Origin of the sequence: Marinobacter xestospongiae (assembly GCF_023156385.1) — a bacterium.
Taxonomy (GTDB): domain Bacteria; phylum Pseudomonadota; class Gammaproteobacteria; order Pseudomonadales; family Oleiphilaceae; genus Marinobacter; species Marinobacter xestospongiae.
The window spans coordinates 1-15,187 of record NZ_JAKZAK010000005.1 but is presented as its reverse complement, the minus strand read 5'-3'; the positions used below and the strand labels follow the sequence as shown (position 1 = coordinate 15,187).

General features: G+C 59.9%; 16 protein-coding genes. 6 read left to right on the top strand and 10 right to left on the bottom strand.

The features are described 5' to 3' along the window. Positions 1-95: 95 nt before the first annotated feature. From acpP to MLD24_RS04480, 6 genes are all read right to left on the bottom strand, one after another. Positions 96-329 carry an acyl carrier protein gene (gene acpP, locus MLD24_RS04505; RefSeq protein WP_092021478.1) on the bottom strand — a complete coding sequence of 78 codons (234 nt, stop codon included), beginning with the start codon at positions 327-329 and terminating at the stop codon, positions 96-98. A 130-nt stretch (positions 330-459) separates the two neighbouring features. Beyond that, a complete protein-coding gene (gene fabG, locus MLD24_RS04500; RefSeq protein WP_248164560.1) occupies positions 460-1,203 on the bottom strand; it encodes a 3-oxoacyl-ACP reductase FabG in 744 nt (247 codons plus the stop codon). Between the two features lie 54 nt (positions 1,204-1,257). Next, positions 1,258-2,196 carry an ACP S-malonyltransferase gene (fabD, locus tag MLD24_RS04495; protein ID WP_282450452.1) on the bottom strand — a complete coding sequence of 313 codons (939 nt, stop codon included), beginning with the start codon at positions 2,194-2,196 and terminating at the stop codon, positions 1,258-1,260. 133 nt (positions 2,197-2,329) lie between these two features. After that, positions 2,330-3,355, bottom strand: coding sequence for a phosphate acyltransferase PlsX (gene plsX / locus MLD24_RS04490; protein WP_425562297.1), 1,026 nt, complete (start codon positions 3,353-3,355; stop codon positions 2,330-2,332). Between the two features lie 40 nt (positions 3,356-3,395). Continuing rightward, positions 3,396-3,575, bottom strand: coding sequence for a 50S ribosomal protein L32 (rpmF, locus tag MLD24_RS04485; RefSeq protein WP_227175575.1), 180 nt, complete (start codon positions 3,573-3,575; stop codon positions 3,396-3,398). 81 nt (positions 3,576-3,656) lie between these two features. After that, the gene (locus tag MLD24_RS04480; RefSeq protein WP_248164558.1) at positions 3,657-4,202 is read right to left on the bottom strand and encodes a YceD family protein; all 546 of its coding nucleotides are present in this window, start codon (positions 4,200-4,202) and stop codon (positions 3,657-3,659) included. Between the two features lie 175 nt (positions 4,203-4,377). Between MLD24_RS04480 and MLD24_RS04475 the strand changes: the two genes are divergently transcribed. Then, a complete protein-coding gene (locus tag MLD24_RS04475; protein ID WP_248164555.1) occupies positions 4,378-4,995 on the top strand; it encodes a Maf family protein in 618 nt (205 codons plus the stop codon). Here the strand turns inward: MLD24_RS04475 and MLD24_RS04470 are convergent. The 3 genes from MLD24_RS04470 to rluC form a co-directional block, all read right to left on the bottom strand. Further along, a complete protein-coding gene (locus tag MLD24_RS04470) occupies positions 4,971-5,984 on the bottom strand; it encodes a S49 family peptidase (protein WP_248164552.1) in 1,014 nt (337 codons plus the stop codon). The genes MLD24_RS04475 and MLD24_RS04470 overlap by 25 nt on opposite strands. Before the next feature lie 97 nt (positions 5,985-6,081). After that, positions 6,082-6,735, bottom strand: coding sequence for an HAD family hydrolase (locus MLD24_RS04465; RefSeq protein ID WP_344815558.1), 654 nt, complete (start codon positions 6,733-6,735; stop codon positions 6,082-6,084). A gap of 22 nt (positions 6,736-6,757) precedes the next feature. Continuing rightward, positions 6,758-7,771: a 23S rRNA pseudouridine(955/2504/2580) synthase RluC gene (gene rluC, locus MLD24_RS04460; protein ID WP_248164547.1), complete on the bottom strand. Its 1,014-nt coding sequence runs from the start codon at positions 7,769-7,771 to the stop codon at positions 6,758-6,760. A gap of 743 nt (positions 7,772-8,514) precedes the next feature. On the opposite strand from rluC, the gene rne reads away from it, so the two are divergent. Then, entirely contained in the window at positions 8,515-11,856 is a 3,342-nt protein-coding gene (gene rne, locus MLD24_RS04455; protein ID WP_248164534.1) for a ribonuclease E, read from the top strand. A 3-nt stretch (positions 11,857-11,859) separates the two neighbouring features. Beyond that, positions 11,860-12,399 carry a YecA/YgfB family protein gene (locus MLD24_RS04450; RefSeq protein ID WP_248164530.1) on the top strand — a complete coding sequence of 180 codons (540 nt, stop codon included), beginning with the start codon at positions 11,860-11,862 and terminating at the stop codon, positions 12,397-12,399. Positions 12,400-12,417: 18 nt separating this feature from the next. On the opposite strand, the gene MLD24_RS04445 is transcribed toward MLD24_RS04450, so the two are convergent. Then, positions 12,418-13,278, bottom strand: a complete 861-nt coding sequence (locus MLD24_RS04445) for a PHP domain-containing protein (RefSeq protein ID WP_248164527.1) — start codon at positions 13,276-13,278, stop codon at positions 12,418-12,420. 139 nt (positions 13,279-13,417) lie between these two features. Between MLD24_RS04445 and MLD24_RS04440 the strand changes: the two genes are divergently transcribed. The 3 genes from MLD24_RS04440 (at position 13,418) to MLD24_RS04430 (ending at position 15,000) form a co-directional block, all read left to right on the top strand. Then, positions 13,418-13,717, top strand: a complete 300-nt coding sequence (locus MLD24_RS04440; protein WP_248165002.1) for a YciI family protein — start codon at positions 13,418-13,420, stop codon at positions 13,715-13,717. Positions 13,718-13,816: 99 nt separating this feature from the next. Beyond that, positions 13,817-14,488 carry a TIGR04211 family SH3 domain-containing protein gene (locus MLD24_RS04435; protein WP_316973642.1) on the top strand — a complete coding sequence of 224 codons (672 nt, stop codon included), beginning with the start codon at positions 13,817-13,819 and terminating at the stop codon, positions 14,486-14,488. Positions 14,489-14,703: 215 nt separating this feature from the next. Next, complete coding sequence (locus tag MLD24_RS04430) at positions 14,704-15,000, top strand: PilZ domain-containing protein (protein WP_344815562.1); 297 nt, start codon at positions 14,704-14,706, stop codon at positions 14,998-15,000. Positions 15,001-15,187 lie beyond the last annotated feature (187 nt).

The following is a 15,187-nucleotide window of genomic DNA, read 5'->3' as shown; positions in this document are numbered from 1 at the left end:
ACCGACAAACTCGGGAAAATGACAGCCAATAAAAAAGCCGTCCCGTGGACGATGCTCAGGACGGCTTCTGCTTGGCGAACTAATCGAGCGGAGTATCAGGTATGCGCGACAATGTAGTCGATCGCGTCCTGGACACTCGCCAGCTTTTCAGCTTCTTCGTCAGGAATTTCGGTTTCAAACTCTTCTTCGAGAGCCATTACCAGCTCAACAGTGTCCAGTGAGTCAGCGCCAAGATCCTCAACAAAAGAAGATGTGCTCTGAACCTCGGACTCCTTAACGCCCAACTGCTCGCAGACGATCTTCTTTACGCGCTCTTCAACTGTACTCATAATTTCCTCACTTTGATTTCAACCAAGCAATATCGGATTGCCAGTTTAGTTTAAAGCCTATTCGCAAACAAGCGAACAAACTGTCTAACGCCTTGTGCAACAAGGAATTACGGCTATTGTTGCGCAAGCCTTATCCCATGTACATACCACCATTGACGTGTATGGTTTCGCCGGTCACATAGCCGGCCGCGTCCGAGGCAAGAAAGCCCACCACGGCAGCGACTTCTTCCGGCTCCCCAAGACGGCCCGCAGGTATGACTTCCATCATAGACTCGCGCTGCTTGTCGTCCAGTTTTCGCGTCATATCGGTGTCGATGAAGCCCGGAGCCACGCAGTTGGCGGTGATTCCCCGGTTTGACATTTCTTTCGCCAGGCTGCGGGTGAAGCCCTCAACCCCGGCTTTGGCCGCGCAGTAGTTGGTCTGGCCGGGGTTCCCCATGCCGGCAACCACCGAGCTGACATTGATAATCCGCCCCCAGCGGGCCTTGGCCATACCCCGCAGCACCGCCTTGGACAGGCGGAACACGCTGGCAAGGTTGGTTTCGATCACATCGGACCAGTCGCCATCCTTGAGCCGCATCAACAGGTTATCCCGGGTAATACCGGCGTTGTTGACGAGGATGTGGGGCGCGCCGGCCCGCTCAGCGACGGCTTTCAGCCCCGCCTCAATGCTCTCGGGGTCCGACACGTTCATAACGATGCCAAAGCCGGGTGTGGCCGCGCCAGCGAGGTCTTCACTGATGCTCTCGGCGCCTGCTTCGCTGGTGGCAGTCCCCACGACCAGCGCACCCTGGCCTGCAAGTTCTTTAGCAATTGCCTTGCCAATACCCCGGGTTGCTCCGGTAACCAGCGCGATTTTGCCATCAAGTGACATGGAAAGCTTCCTTACAATGGTTCATGTAGATGCTGAAACCGCCGTTCGCCTTCATTATTTTGCCGATGCAGCCTGGATTGCCGCAGCCAGCGAATCCGGCTGCTCAATGCTGTGAACCGCCAAGTTACGGTCGATCCGCTTGGCCAAGCCCGCCAACACTTTGCCTGAACCACACTCAACCGCGACCGAGACGCCTTCAGACACCAGATGGCGCACGGAATCGGTCCACAGAACAGGAGAGTAAAGCTGGCGAACGAGGTTGGCTTTCAGGGTATCGCGATCCTGACCGGCAAGCGCGGAGACATTCTGCACCACCGGGATGACAGCATCGTTAAAGGTGACTTCATCCAGTGCACCGGCCAACTCCTCAGCGGCCCCTTTCATCAGCGCACAGTGAGACGGAACACTCACGGGCAACGGCATGGCCTTGCGAGCGCCCTTCTCTTTACAGGTCTCAATGGCACGGTCAACCGCTGCCGCCGAGCCAGCAATCACAACCTGGCCAGGCGCGTTAAAGTTCACCGCGGACACCACATCATCACCAGCCGCCTGTTCGCAGGCAGCTGCCACGTCATTGTCTTCCAGACCCAGAATGGCGGCCATCTTGCCTTCGCCGGCGGGCACCGCTTCCTGCATCAGTTCGCCCCGCAGGCTCACTAACTTCACAGCGTCAAGGAAATTGAGGCTTTCGGCAGCAACCAGCGCGCTGTATTCACCCAGGCTGTGCCCGGCGACAAAATCCGGACGCGGTCCGTCGGCCACCAGCCACTGACGCCAGAGTGCAACACTGGCCGTCAACAACGCCGGCTGCGTCACCATGGTGCGGTTGAGTTCTTCGGCAGGGCCGTGCTGACACAGGTGCCAGAGGTCATACCCCAGCACATCCGACGCCTCGGAGAATGTCTGTTCAACGATCGGCCAGTTGCCCGCCGCGTCCGCCAGCATGCCAACGGACTGCGAACCCTGACCAGGAAAAATGAAGGCTGATTTCATGATGGGAATCTTATCGTCTGTGAGCGGAATGAGAGATTAGCCAATAGTACAAGGCAAGCCCCGCAACAACCACCGGCCGGCCACTGCAGTTGCTAGGACATTGGTCGCAATGCAGGCCAGAGGATGGCGCCGATCACAGCATCAGGTCGTCCAGTCTGTCGTTGATTCTGCGGGGAACTTCCATTTCCACCTCTTTTGTTGCCTGCCGAATGGCGGCCAGCAGGGCCCACTCATTGGCATTACCATGACTTTTGATCACCACGCCCTGCAGCCCAAGCAGGCTGGCGCCATTGTGGCGGGCCGGGTCCATCAGCTTCAGCAGGCGCCCAAGCACCGGACGCGCCAGCCAGCCAACGAATCGGCCGTAGAGTCCGCGACTGAATGCCTGCTCCAGCAGCTCGATCAGCAACCCGGCGACGCCCTCTCCGGTTTTGAGGGCGATATTGCCGACAAAACCGTCACACACCACCACATCCGCCACATCCCGGAACAGATCACTGCCCTCGACATAGCCGATGTAATTGATGGTATCGCACTGAGCCAGCAGATGGGACGCCAGCCTCACCTGCTCATTGCCCTTGATCTCCTCTTCACCGACGTTGAGCAACGCCACCCGCGGCTCAGGCAGGTCACTGATCGCAGACGCCATCAGCGAGCCCATGAGAGCGTACTGGTAGAGGTTCTCGGCACTGGCATCGACATTTGCGCCCAGATCCAGGACGTGACAGCGACCGCGAAGGGAGGGAATCAGCTTGGTGATGGCGGGGCGCTCAATCCCCGGATACATGCGGATGATCGAACGACCAAACGCCATCAGCGCGCCAGTATTACCGGCACTGACGCAGCCCTGGGCTTCGCCATCCCGAACCAGCCGCAGCGCCACTGCCATGGAGGCATTCTGCTTGTGCCGCAGGGCGTGGGAGGGACGCTCATTCATCCGCACCACATCCACCGCCTCAGCAATGCTGATTCGGGGATGGCCGGCCGACCCGGAATCACGATCCGCCCCATACAACAAGGCCTCAAGCTCACTCCGGATACCAACCAGAATGACGCTCAAGGCCTCGTTTTCTGTTACCGCCGCCAGCGCCGCGCTGACTGCTACCGCAGCCCCGCGATCGCCACTCATGGCATCGACGGCCAGGGTGACCGATTTCACCACGGTTCCGTCAGACACAGGGCGGTATCAGGCGCAACGATTACTCGTCGCGCGCTTCAACTACCTGCTTGCCACGGTAGAAGCCGTCCGGAGAGACGTGGTGACGACGATGAACTTCACCTGTGGTGGCGTCGGTGGACAGAGTGGCAGCATTCAGAGCATCGTGGGAACGACGCATGCCACGCTTAGAGCGGGTTTTCCGGTTTTGCTGTACAGCCATGATTATGCTCCTGACCTTGAAACTAGCGTTCGTATAAACAGCAGCGAAACCACCTTGCAGCGGTTCCGCCAGCTACATTCGTTAATGTTTTTTCGTCTTCAGACCCGCCAGAACACTGAAAGGATTGTCCCGCTTGGATTCCTCGGAATCCATTTCGGCATCATCCTCTTCCAGCGCCTCCAGCTGCTCCCTGGCCGGACACTGTCCCCGGTCGTGGAGCGGAAATGGCGGCAGCACGAGCAACAACTCGTCTTCCACCATAGTCCACAGATCTGCATTGAACTCATCCGTCAGAAACGGCTCGAGCTCCTTGGGTAACTGCTGGGCCTGCTCATCACTGGTCACCAGCCCCAGACGAAACTGGGATGTCAGTGCCGCATCCATCGGATTCATACAACGCTGACACTCCAGTTGTACCTGAGTATCCAGCTGTCCCGATACGATCCGGCGCCGCTCGTCATCCATTGAGAATGACAGCTTGACCTGACAGTGCCCGTCTTCATCCATCCCGACAATGCAATCGGCGAAGCGGTCCAGCTGTTTCAGCGGAATCGTTCCCTCAAGCACTTCACCTTGTTCGGCAAGTTTGTAGGGATCGACGATCTTGGGCAATTCGGCGTTTGACATAGGCGCGCAATTCTAGGGCTCTACCCCCCGGCTGTCAAAGACTTCGTGGCCCTGGCGTTCAATTTTCGGTCAACCATCGACTATTATTGACCCCGAACCCGAAAATCTCCGCCAAATACCGCCCCAGCCCCTGTGGTAAGCTCGCCTTCGAAGCCCTCAAGAGCCCGAGCGAATCATGACCTTACCCCAACTTGTGCTGGCGTCTTCATCGCCCTACCGCAAACAGCTGCTGGAACGATTCGGCTTGCCGTTCGACTGCGCCAGCCCGGATATTGATGAATCCAGCCAGCCGGACGAATCCGCCACGAAACTGGTCCAGCGCCTGGCACGACAAAAAGCCGAAGCCCTGCGGGCCAGATTTCCCGACCATTGGGTCATTGGCTCGGATCAGGTCGCCACCCTCGATGACGGCACCGTCCTGACCAAGCCGCACACCCACGACCGCGCCGTGGAACAACTGCGCCGCTGCCGCGACAGAAGCGTCCGCTTCCTGACCGGTCTCGCCCTGCTGGACACCCGATCCGGGCGCGCCGCCGTGCTGTGCGAACCTTTTGACGTACAGTTCCGGGCACTGTCTGAACAGGACATCGAGCACTACCTCAGGGTTGAGCAACCCTACGACTGCGCCGGCAGCTTCCGCATGGAAGGCCTGGGCATCACCCTGTTCAGCTCACTGAATGGCCGCGACCCCAACGCCCTGATCGGACTCCCACTGATCGCCCTGTGCGACCTGCTGGAAGACTGGGGTCTCGACCTCCTGGCGGAGCGCTATCGCATCTCCAGCCGGGACTGAACCACCTGCTCGGCAAAACCGGCGCCCACAGAGGCGCCCAGGCGCTCGATAAACTCTTCCAGGCGCGAGCCGCCCCGGGTGTAGTCCACCAGGTCTTCGGCACCCACAATATCCCGGGCAACGTAGGAGGAGCTGCCAAGTGCATCGATCAGACCAAGCTCCAGCGCCTGCTCGCCAGTCCAGACCAAACCGCTGAACAGCCGGTCGTCCTCGACCAGACGATCGCCCCGACCGGCGCGAACCTGCGCGATGAACTGCTCATGGGTGGTCTCCAGCACCTCTTCCCAGAACGCCACCTCACCTTCTTTCTCCGGCGAGAACGGGTCCAGGAAGGCCTTGTTCTCACCCGAGGTGTAAAGCCGACGTTCAACGCCCAGCTTTTCCATCAGCCCGGTAAAGCCAAAGCCGCTACCAATCACGCCAATCGAGCCCACCAGACTCGCCTTATCGGCATAGATCTGATCCGCCGCGGCCGCAATGTAGTAGGCACCAGACGCACCGATATCAGCAATCACCGCGTAGAGCTTCTTGTCAGGGTACTCTTCCCGCAGCCGGCGAATCTCATCGTACACATAGCCAGACTGAACCGGACTTCCTCCCGGACTGTTGATCCTCATGACCACCGCCTTGGCCTTCTCCTCTTCGAAAGCCTCCCGCAGGGCGCCCACCAGATTATCCGCACTGGCGTCCTCGTCAGCGGCAATGGTGCCAGTCACCTCAATCAACGCGGTATGCTCACCCACAGAGGGTTGCATGCCCTGCCCCGCTGGAAACACCAGCAACGCCAGCAACGCAAACAGGTAGGTAAACGTCAAAAGCTTGAAAAAGATGCCCCAGCGCCGGCTCCGGCGCTGCTCAGACTGCAGCGACATCACCAGTTTCTCGATCAACTTCCAGTCACGCCCCTGTTCCGGCGCACCGCTAGCGCCCGTCGCTGGCGCCGACCTCTCACCCAAGCCGGATTGTCGACCCGAATCCCATTCAGACATAAGCTTTTCCTACTTCCTTTCCATTGACAGTTAAATCCCTGTGCTTGCGCACACCCTATACATCACTATTGCAAAACCCGATTATCACAAACCCCGGCTACAGCCCCAGCACGTCACGCAGTTCTGCCACCTGACTGACAACCGCCAGCGGCTCATAGCGGCCAAGCTCCTCACGATCGTGAACGCCCCATTCAACGCCAATAGACGGCATGCCGATACGACGGGCCATTTCAAGGTCATAGCGGGTGTCCCCGATCATCACCGCCTCATCCGGGGCGATTGAGAAATGCGCGAGAATCTCCTCCAGCATCGCAGGGTCCGGTTTCGAGCGGGTTTCATCAGCACAGCGGGTCAGCGCGAAGTGCCCGCCTAGCTCGCTGCTCTCCAGAGCCCGGTCCAGTCCGCGCCGACTTTTGCCGGTCGCGACCGCACAGTGCCGGCCGCCGGCATTGAGATCCACCAATATGTCGGCCATTCCCTCGAACACCTCTTTCGGCGTCACCATGCGAGCGAAGAAGTAACTGCCATATCCGTCACGGATAGCCTTCATCTCATCCCGACTGATGCCCGGATAAAGCGCTTCGAGCGCCTCAACCATTCCCAGGCCGATGATATCCCGATAGGCCGCCCACTCCAGGGCCGGAAACCCGAGATCCGTGGCTGCCTGGTGAAGGCAATCGGCGATGTGCTCAATGGAATCCACCACGGTTCCATCCCAATCAAAAATAACAACCTTGTGCTGCTGACTCACACCTGCCCCCGAATAGCTGAATTCATCGCCGCGCCATCCGCGCCAATACTGCGTCAAACGCCTCATCATACGGCGCCTCGAACCTCACCGCCTCCTCTGATCCCGGCATGGTCAACTCCAGCGACCGGGCATGTAGCATCAATCGCTGCCCGCCGGCCGCCCGAAAGGCCTTAAGACTGGCGTCGTCCATATACTTGTCATCCCCAGCGATGGGATGACCAGCGCAGGTGCTATGCACCCGAATCTGATGGGTCCGCCCGGTCACCGGAGAGGCCTGCACCAGGGTATAACCCGGGTAACGCACCAGCACCCGGTACAGCGTCAGCGACGCCTTGCCCTCGGCGTCTACCCGAACCCGGCGCTCACCATTGCTCATCTCGTATCGCAACAGCGGCTCGTCGATACGATCAAGCGCATCGGGCCAGTCCCCCGCCACCAGGGCGTGGTAGTGCTTACGAATCCGCTTCTGGCGCAGCTCATCCTGAAGAAAGCGCAGCGCTGACCGCTTCTTGGCCACCATTACCAACCCGGACGTATCCCGGTCCAGCCGGTGCACAAGCTCCAGAAAACGCGCCTCCGGACGGGCTGCCCGAAGCACCTCGATCAGCCCGAAATCCAGCCCGCTGCCGCCGTGAACCGCGATGCCGGAGGGCTTGTTCACCACCAGCATCTGCTCATTCTCGAACACCACGGCGTTTTCCATGACCGCCTGAACCCGGCTTCCCGGTACCACCGGCGCTTCTTTTTTCTTCTGGGTGACCGGCGGAATCCTGACCTGGTCGCCCGCTTTCAGCCGACTGTCAGGCTTAACCCGCCCCTTGTTCACCCGCACTTCGCCTTTCCGCAAAATGCGATATATCACACTCTTGGGGACGCCCCGCAACTGGGCCAGAAGGAAGTTATCGACCCGCTGGCCGGCGGTATCGTCGTCCACGGTCACCCAGCGAACCCCTGAACGCTCCTGGCCCGGAGCCGGATCTGACGGTTGCCTGGGGGTCGAATGGGATGGCTGCCTGCGTCTGGAATTGGGTCTCATAACACCTGAAATAATGCCGAAAAATGGGGAGGTCGGACACCGTGCCGGATCGGGATTGATGCCCCAGAGGATTACTGTTATATTCCGGCGTGCTCTGCTGTTTGTATACGGCCTGGCCTTCATGCCAACCGCCGGAGCGGCAGAAGTATACCGACACTATTTGACAGTTTGAACGCCGATTAACCGATCATGACAGGTTTCGGCGCGCAGAGTGCCTCCGCCGAGGCAGCGGGGTGAGTCCGCCGATTGCGTTCACCCGGATCAACGAAGCTTGATACAGCAACCCAAGGGTAAACGTATCGTCAGTGCTTCCGGCCGTCCGGGCGTGACGCCAGGAACCGACCTCCCTTGCCAACGTGCCCTGAACGACTCCCAACCAGGAGCGTCATCACAGCAGAGGCTAGTTGTTTAACCGAGCGGAAAACCGTCGGGCAACATCGCGAAGAAAGATTACTGACACGCAGGGCCGGGCCGTCCAGCAGACGAATATGACGTGAGACCCAGGCACCCGCGTGAACTTGACTACGAGCCACATGCGCAAAAAGACACTGAGTGATCACTGCCGCCAGATTCCCCCCGGGGAACGGGTGACAGCAAGCAGTAACAGATCAATGCAACGGCCACTCGCCGGGCTATGACAGGTCTGATCGCCAGCCCTGCGGCTTGGCGGTGCGTACGTTGGTCTTCGCCGATGCCCTCCCCACGGTTTTCTGTCACACAACCGACAGGAAACAATTCTTTCCATGAAAAGAATGCTGATCAATGCAACTCACCCAGAAGAGTTGCGCGTTGCCCTGGTAGATGGCCAGCGGCTGTTTGACCTTGATATCGAATCCAGCACCCGCGAGCAGAAAAAGGCCAATATTTATAAGGGCCGCATTACCCGGGTTGAGCCCAGCCTGGAAGCCGCCTTTGTCGATTTCGGCGCTGAACGCCACGGCTTCCTCCCTCTGAAGGAAATCTCCAAAGAATACTTCAAGAAATCGCCCGGCCAGATCGAAGGCAAGATCAATATCAAGGACGTGATGTCCGAAGGCCAGGAAGTCATTGTCCAGGTCGACAAGGAAGAACGCGGTAACAAGGGCGCAGCCCTCACCACCTTCATCTCCCTCGCCGGCCGCTACCTGGTACTGATGCCGAACAACCCCCGCGCCGGCGGCATTTCCCGCCGTATCGAAGGGGAAGAACGCGCCCAGCTCAAGGAAGCCATGTCTGACGTGCAGGTGCCGAAGAACATGGGCATCATCGTGCGCACTGCCGGCATTGGCCGCACCTCCGAAGAACTGCAGTGGGACCTGGACTACCTGGTCCAGTTCTGGGAAGCGATCACCGACGCCGCTGGCAAACGCAAGGCGCCGTTCCTGATTCACCAGGAAAGCAACGTCATCATCCGTGCCGTGCGGGACTACTTGCGCCAGGACATTGGCGAAGTACTGATTGATTCCGAGGTGGTCTACGAAGACGTGCTGAACTTTGTTCGCGCGGTGATGCCGTCGTTCGAGAACAAGATCAAGCTGTACAAGGATGAAATCCCGCTGTTCAGCCGCTACCAGATTGAAGGACAGATCGAAACGGCGTTCCAGCGCGAAGTAAAGCTGCCATCTGGCGGCTCGATCGTCATCGATCCCACCGAAGCCCTGGTGTCCATCGACATCAACTCTTCCCGCGCCACCAAAGGCCACGACATCGAAGAGACGGCCCTGCAGACCAACCTGGAGGCCGCTGAAGAGATCGCCCGCCAACTGCGCCTGCGGGACATGGGCGGCCTGATCGTGATCGACTTTATCGACATGACCCCCGCCAAGCACCAGCGCGAAGTGGAGAACAAGGTCCGCCAGGCGCTCGAGCTTGACCGCGCACGGGTACAGGTCGGCAAGATTTCCCGTTTCGGCCTGCTGGAAATGTCACGCCAGCGCCTGCGGCCATCCCTCGGCGAAACCCGCAGTGAAGTCTGCCCACGCTGTAATGGTCAGGGCACCATCCGGGGCATTGAGTCTCTTGCTCTCAGCATCATGCGCCTGATCTACGAGGAATCCTCCAAGGACAAGACTGGCGAGGTTCGCGCCATTGTGCCGGTGGTGGTCGCCACCTTCCTGCTCAACGAGAAGCGCAAGCAACTGGCCGACATCGAAGCCCGCCAGGAAGTCAGCATTGTCGTTGTGCCTGCGCCCCACCTGGAAACCCCGAATTTCGAGATCGTAAGGATGCGGGAAGACGAGACCAGCAGCGAGCCAGTCTCCAGCTACCAGGTAGCCCAGGAATACTCCGACCGGGAAGAAGAAGAGATCGAAGTCTTCGCCAGCCGTGAGGCGGCACCACGCCAGGAAGCGGCAGTAAAGGCGATTCGCCCGACTGCGCCGGCCCCCACCCCCGCGTCTGTGCCAGCCGCTGCAGAACAAGCCACCAGCGAGCCAACATCGGACGAAGGCATGTTCCGTCGCCTGGGTCGCAAGATTGCACTGTTCTTCCAGGGTGAGCAGGAAAACGAACAGGAAGAAGGCCGTCAGCAACAGGCCGACCGCAACCAGGATCGTCGCAATCAGGGCCGCCAGGACCGCCGCAAGTCACGGGTCGCCAAAGACAAAGGCAACCGCCAGGACAAGCGCAGCGGCCAGGAGCGCCGGCAACAGGAGTCTGGTGGTCAGGGCCGCAACAGCGACGACAACCGCAGCCGTGGCGGTAAAGGCAGCGGGCGTGACGGTGGCGGCCAGGGCCGTGGCAAGGGCCAGCAGGGCGACAACCGTCGCGACGGCGAAGACCGCAAGTCTGGTGGCCGCAATCAGGATCGCAAGTCCCGCGGCGGCAAGCCGAAGGACAACCAGGCGGACAACGCCGGCAAACGCGACCAGAAAGGTGGTGAAGACAAGCGCGGCCAGGGCGATGACAAGCGCAACCAGCCTCAGGGTGACGACAAGCGTCGCAGCAAGCCCCGTCGCCAGCGCAACCGCGACGGCTCTCCTGCCGAGACGCCAGAGTCAACTCCGGCCAACCGCAAGGCCGCACGGGTTGAGCGCCACCAGCAGGACACCCAGCCAGACTCCAGCAAGGACCTTGGCAAGGATACCGGCAAGGACGATGTAGCCAAGCCCCAGCCAAAGGATGACAACAAGCCCAAGGATCAGGGTCGCAAGGATAAAGCTGAGAGCAGCAACAAAGGCAAGGCAGCGGACAAGCCAGCCGCCAAGCCTGGCAGTCAGCAGGAAACCGGCAAGTCCGGCGACGACGCCAAGACTGCCCCTGCCAGCAAGCCGGACACTGCCGGCAAGCAGGAGAACGCACCTCAGCCCCAGGCAAAGGCTGTAGAAGAACTGGCGAAGGATCAGTCCGCCAAAGCTGACAAACAGCCCGACTCCGCGCCGTCGACCGGCAAGCAGGACGACCGCAAACCCGCTGACGAGAACAAGCCCTCTGCCAAGCCTGCCGAGGCCAAGCCCGAAAGCCAGGAAGCGGTCGCCCGCAAGGACCAGGAACCGGCCCGTGCCGACAAATCCGAGGCGAAGAAGGACGTCGCTACCGAGCAGCCGTCACCGGCTACCAAGGCAGCTGATGAGCGCAAAGCCGGCGACACAGTGGACGCAACCAAGGAATCGTCAAAGAACGCCGACGACAACGCAGCCAAAGCGAAAGACAAGCCTGCGGCCAAACCAGCCGAAACCAAAGCGCCTGCCGCAAAAGCCGACGCCGGCACCTCTCCGGCTAAGACTCCGCAAGCAGAGAAAGCCGAGGCTGACACTAAAAAACCGGCCCGCAACGCCGAGGTGAAGCCAGCGGACAGCAAGGTCGACAAGCAGGAAGCCAAGCCCCAGCCTGAGCAGGCCAAGGCGCCGACCGCTGAGCCCAAAGCGCCAGCCGCGAAAACTGCGGACAATGACGCCAAGGACAGCAAGGCCCCTGAGGCCAAGCCGGAAGCAGCGGCCAAGCCTGCCGCCAAGGCGGAAAAAGCTGACGACAAGCCGGCTGAAAGCAAGGCGCCGAAAGCCGATGAACCACCGGTAACACCAGGCCGCGCCTACAACGACCCAAGGGAAGTGCGGAAACGTCAGAAAGCAGCAGAAGAAGCTGCCAAGAAAGCCGAGGGGAACTAAGGCATGCTGAGCAACACTGAGATCGAAGCGCTGGAAGACATCCTGTTCGCAGAACCCTGGGGCGAGGAAGCCCTGGATTTCTTCGGCCTCCACGGGGTCGTCTGTGCCAGCGTGGTCGGTCCGGTGTCTCTGACAGCTGAGGACATCTTCCGGCTGGCAACGGGGATGGACCAGCTGCCAGCCTCCGGCGTGCCTGAGGTGTTTTCCTCCGCCGTTACCAAGCTCGCCGACGCCATGCGCGGCGAGCTGACCATGGGACAACCGCCAGAACTGCCAGAACCGGAAGATGGCGACCCGATGAACGCGCTGGAGAACTGGTGCGCCGGCTTCGTCGACACCTTCCTGGAAAATGAGGAGCAATGGCTGACCGGCGATGAAGATGAGACCGCCAACCTGCTGGTGCCGATGATGGCTCTGTCAGGACTGTTCGATGATGAAGACTTCCGCAAGGCGCGGGAAAGCGACAAGCTCAGCCGTCAGATGGCGGACGCCATTCCTGACACACTCACCGACCTTTACCTGCTGTTCCACGCCCCGGAGTAAGTGACTCCGGGCCTTCCCCTACAATGGGGTACGAAATCCCTGCCAGACGGGCCTTAGCCCCGAAGGCAGGGTTTCAAACCGCCCCAGCTCACACCAGCTTGCCCCGGGAAAATGAAAATCACTGCCCTGGGACGCCATCAGCTCACTACCTCGACATAATTCGGCCAGAAACGACAGATCGCCGCGTTGCTGCCCGGAGGTCGCCACTTCCATCGCCCGGCCACCGGCGCTCTGGAAATCCGCCACCAACTGGCGCAATTTACTGCCGGTCAAACCGTATTTACGGGGATGGGCCAGCACGGCAACCCCCCCGGCGTCGGTAATCCAGCCAACAATCTCCTCAAGCTCCGGCCAGAAGGCCTTGACGTCACCGGGCTTGCCGTTGCTCAGATAGCGACTGAACGCCTGGTTCATGTTCTTGACAACACCCTGGGCGATCAATGCCTTGGCAAAATGGGGTCGACCAGGGACATCACCACCGGCCTGCTCGGTCGCCAGATCCAGCAGAGGTTCGGGGACTTTCCGCTCCAGACGCTCGGCAATTTTGTGGGCGCGACGCCAGCGGTTGTCGTGCTGGGCCTGTAAACGGGCAAGAAAGCGGCTGTCCTCAACATCGAAATCCAGCCCGACCACATGAATGGTTTGCCGACGCCAGACGCAGGACAGTTCGATGCCACTGATCAGAGCCAGCCCGGCCTCGCCCGCCCGCGTCCGCGCCTCAGCCAGACCGTCGATGGTGTCATGATCGGTAAGCGCCAGATGGGTCACGCCCATCGCTGCCGCCCGGTCAACCAGCTCCGAGGGCGTCAGAGTGCCATCAGAGGCAGTGCTGTGGCAGTGAAGATCAATGCAGAGGGAGGTCCCTTGGGGTATAGTCACGGCTACTCATCTGTTACAGGAATCCTGTCGGCAGTGTACCAGTCACGGGAACGGCTGTATTGCCGTTTGGCCCGATCCAACCTGGCCAGCCCCTGCAATGCTGGTTCACCTCTGCCGGGATGACACTCTGGAGACCCACATGTACTACGCCATCATCAGTGAAGATGTAGAGAACAGCCTGCCCCACCGAAAAACCGCCCGTCCGGCCCACCTGGCCCGCCTGGACGCACTGAAAGCCGAAGGCCGCCTGCTCATCGCCGGCCCCCACCCTGCCCTGGACACCGAGGACCCGGGTGACGCGGGCTTTACCGGCAGCCTGGTCATTGCCGAGTTCGAGTCACTGGAAGCCGCCCAGCAATGGGCCGATGCCGATCCCTACGTGGACGCCGGCGTTTACCGCAGCGTTACGGTGAAACCGTTCAAGCGCGTTTTACCCTGATCGGGAGCGCATGAGTTTTTTGTAATCGGGCTCACCTTGATCCAAAGGTTCGCTATGACAAAATTACCGCTTTCATTCATCCCTCAGGAACTGACTCCAGTGAAGCTTATCCGCCTGCTCGCCTGCGCCTTTCTGCTCCTCGCCATCAACCTGCCCGCCCAGGCCAGAACCATGTATATCGACGACATGCTCATGGCGCCTGTACGCAGCGGTGAGGGCACCCAGTTCCGGATACTGCACCGGGGCCTGCGCAGTGGCACGGCGGTAGAACTGCTGGAGACCAGCGACTCCGGCTACAGCCGGGTCCGCACCCGGGAGGGCATCGAAGGCTGGCTGCCAACCCGTTACCTGACCGACACCCCCATTGCCCGGGACCGTCTGGAGCGTGCCAACAAGGAACTGGAACAGGCCCGCAGCCGGCTGGAGACACTGCAGGCCGAGCTGACCCAGTTGAAGCAGGAACGCAATCAGCTGGCGTCATCAGAAAGCAACCTTGAAACCCGCGCCCAATCCCTCAGCGAAGAACTGGCCAACATCAAGGCAATCTCCGCCAATGCCCTCAACCTGGAGAAGCGTAATCGCGAACTTCAGGAGGAGAACCAGCGCCTGCTCAACGACGTGGAAGTTCTCACCGCCGAGAAGGAGCGCCTGGAAACCAAGAGCGAATCTGATTTCATGCTGCTGGGCGCTGGCCTGGTATTGCTTGGGGTACTGCTGGCACTGATCATCCCGCTGCTGAAACCCAGCAAGAAAACCGATAACTGGGCCTGACAGGCTTCCTGAGGGCTGCCCGGCCGGTCTCACCACGGGCAGCCCGGAAAAAGCCGGGACCGAGCCGAGCCAAAACACCACATATGGTGTGTAGCAACCCAAGCTAACACTAAATATTTGGCTTACAGGTCTCGTTATGACTATGCGTTCTTTGACGCTGGACGAAGTACATCTTATAACTACAAAAACAACGCGCTTGAGGTACCGTGATGTCTATGACCATGAAAGACTACTCAGAGAAACGTGACTTCCACCGCATGCAGGTGAACACGGAAATTCAGATCACAGACAGTTCAGGCCAGACCTACACGGCGATCTGCAGGGACCTGAGCGGCACGGGAATGCAGCTTTACGTGGAGCAGCCAATCGCCGAAGGGACAGAAATCCAGACCCTGATGCCCTCAACCAACGAACAGTTCCCTCCCTTTGAGACCATCTGCAAAGTCCTTCGCAGTACCCCTGAGGGCGAGGGCTTTCTGCTGGGCATCACCATCGTCAAGGTCAAACACTGATTCGGCAACTGGAGCCGCGACCACCCTACAACGAAAAAGAGCGATCCAATGGATCGCTCAGACTGCTGACAAACCCTCGCCATGGTAGCGGGGGTTTGTTGTAATTGGGCCAGCGACTTTCCAGAGGCTGCCCCATGCTCAAAGAGCCCTCCCCACAACAACACGAACTCGAGATGGTCTGTCTCGA

What these genes read in the sequence shown, in the direction of transcription:
- acpP (WP_092021478.1), bottom strand. Translation starts at nt 329, where the DNA reads ATGAGTACAGTTGAAGAGCGCGTAAAGAAGATCGTCTGCGAGCAGTTG.
- fabG (WP_248164560.1), bottom strand. Translation starts at nt 1,203, where the DNA reads ATGTCACTTGATGGCAAAATCGCGCTGGTTACCGGAGCAACCCGGGGT.
- fabD (WP_282450452.1), bottom strand. Translation starts at nt 2,196, where the DNA reads ATGAAATCAGCCTTCATTTTTCCTGGTCAGGGTTCGCAGTCCGTTGGC.
- rpmF (WP_227175575.1), bottom strand. Translation starts at nt 3,575, where the DNA reads ATGGCTGTACAGCAAAACCGGAAAACCCGCTCTAAGCGTGGCATGCGT.
- MLD24_RS04480 (WP_248164558.1), bottom strand. Translation starts at nt 4,202, where the DNA reads ATGTCAAACGCCGAATTGCCCAAGATCGTCGATCCCTACAAACTTGCC.
- MLD24_RS04475 (WP_248164555.1), top strand. Translation starts at nt 4,378, where the DNA reads ATGACCTTACCCCAACTTGTGCTGGCGTCTTCATCGCCCTACCGCAAA.
- MLD24_RS04470 (WP_248164552.1), bottom strand. Translation starts at nt 5,984, where the DNA reads ATGTCTGAATGGGATTCGGGTCGACAATCCGGCTTGGGTGAGAGGTCG.
- rluC (WP_248164547.1), bottom strand. Translation starts at nt 7,771, where the DNA reads ATGAGACCCAATTCCAGACGCAGGCAGCCATCCCATTCGACCCCCAGG.
- rne (WP_248164534.1), top strand. Translation starts at nt 8,515, where the DNA reads ATGAAAAGAATGCTGATCAATGCAACTCACCCAGAAGAGTTGCGCGTT.
- MLD24_RS04450 (WP_248164530.1), top strand. Translation starts at nt 11,860, where the DNA reads ATGCTGAGCAACACTGAGATCGAAGCGCTGGAAGACATCCTGTTCGCA.
- MLD24_RS04440 (WP_248165002.1), top strand. Translation starts at nt 13,418, where the DNA reads ATGTACTACGCCATCATCAGTGAAGATGTAGAGAACAGCCTGCCCCAC.
- MLD24_RS04430 (WP_344815562.1), top strand. Translation starts at nt 14,704, where the DNA reads ATGACCATGAAAGACTACTCAGAGAAACGTGACTTCCACCGCATGCAG.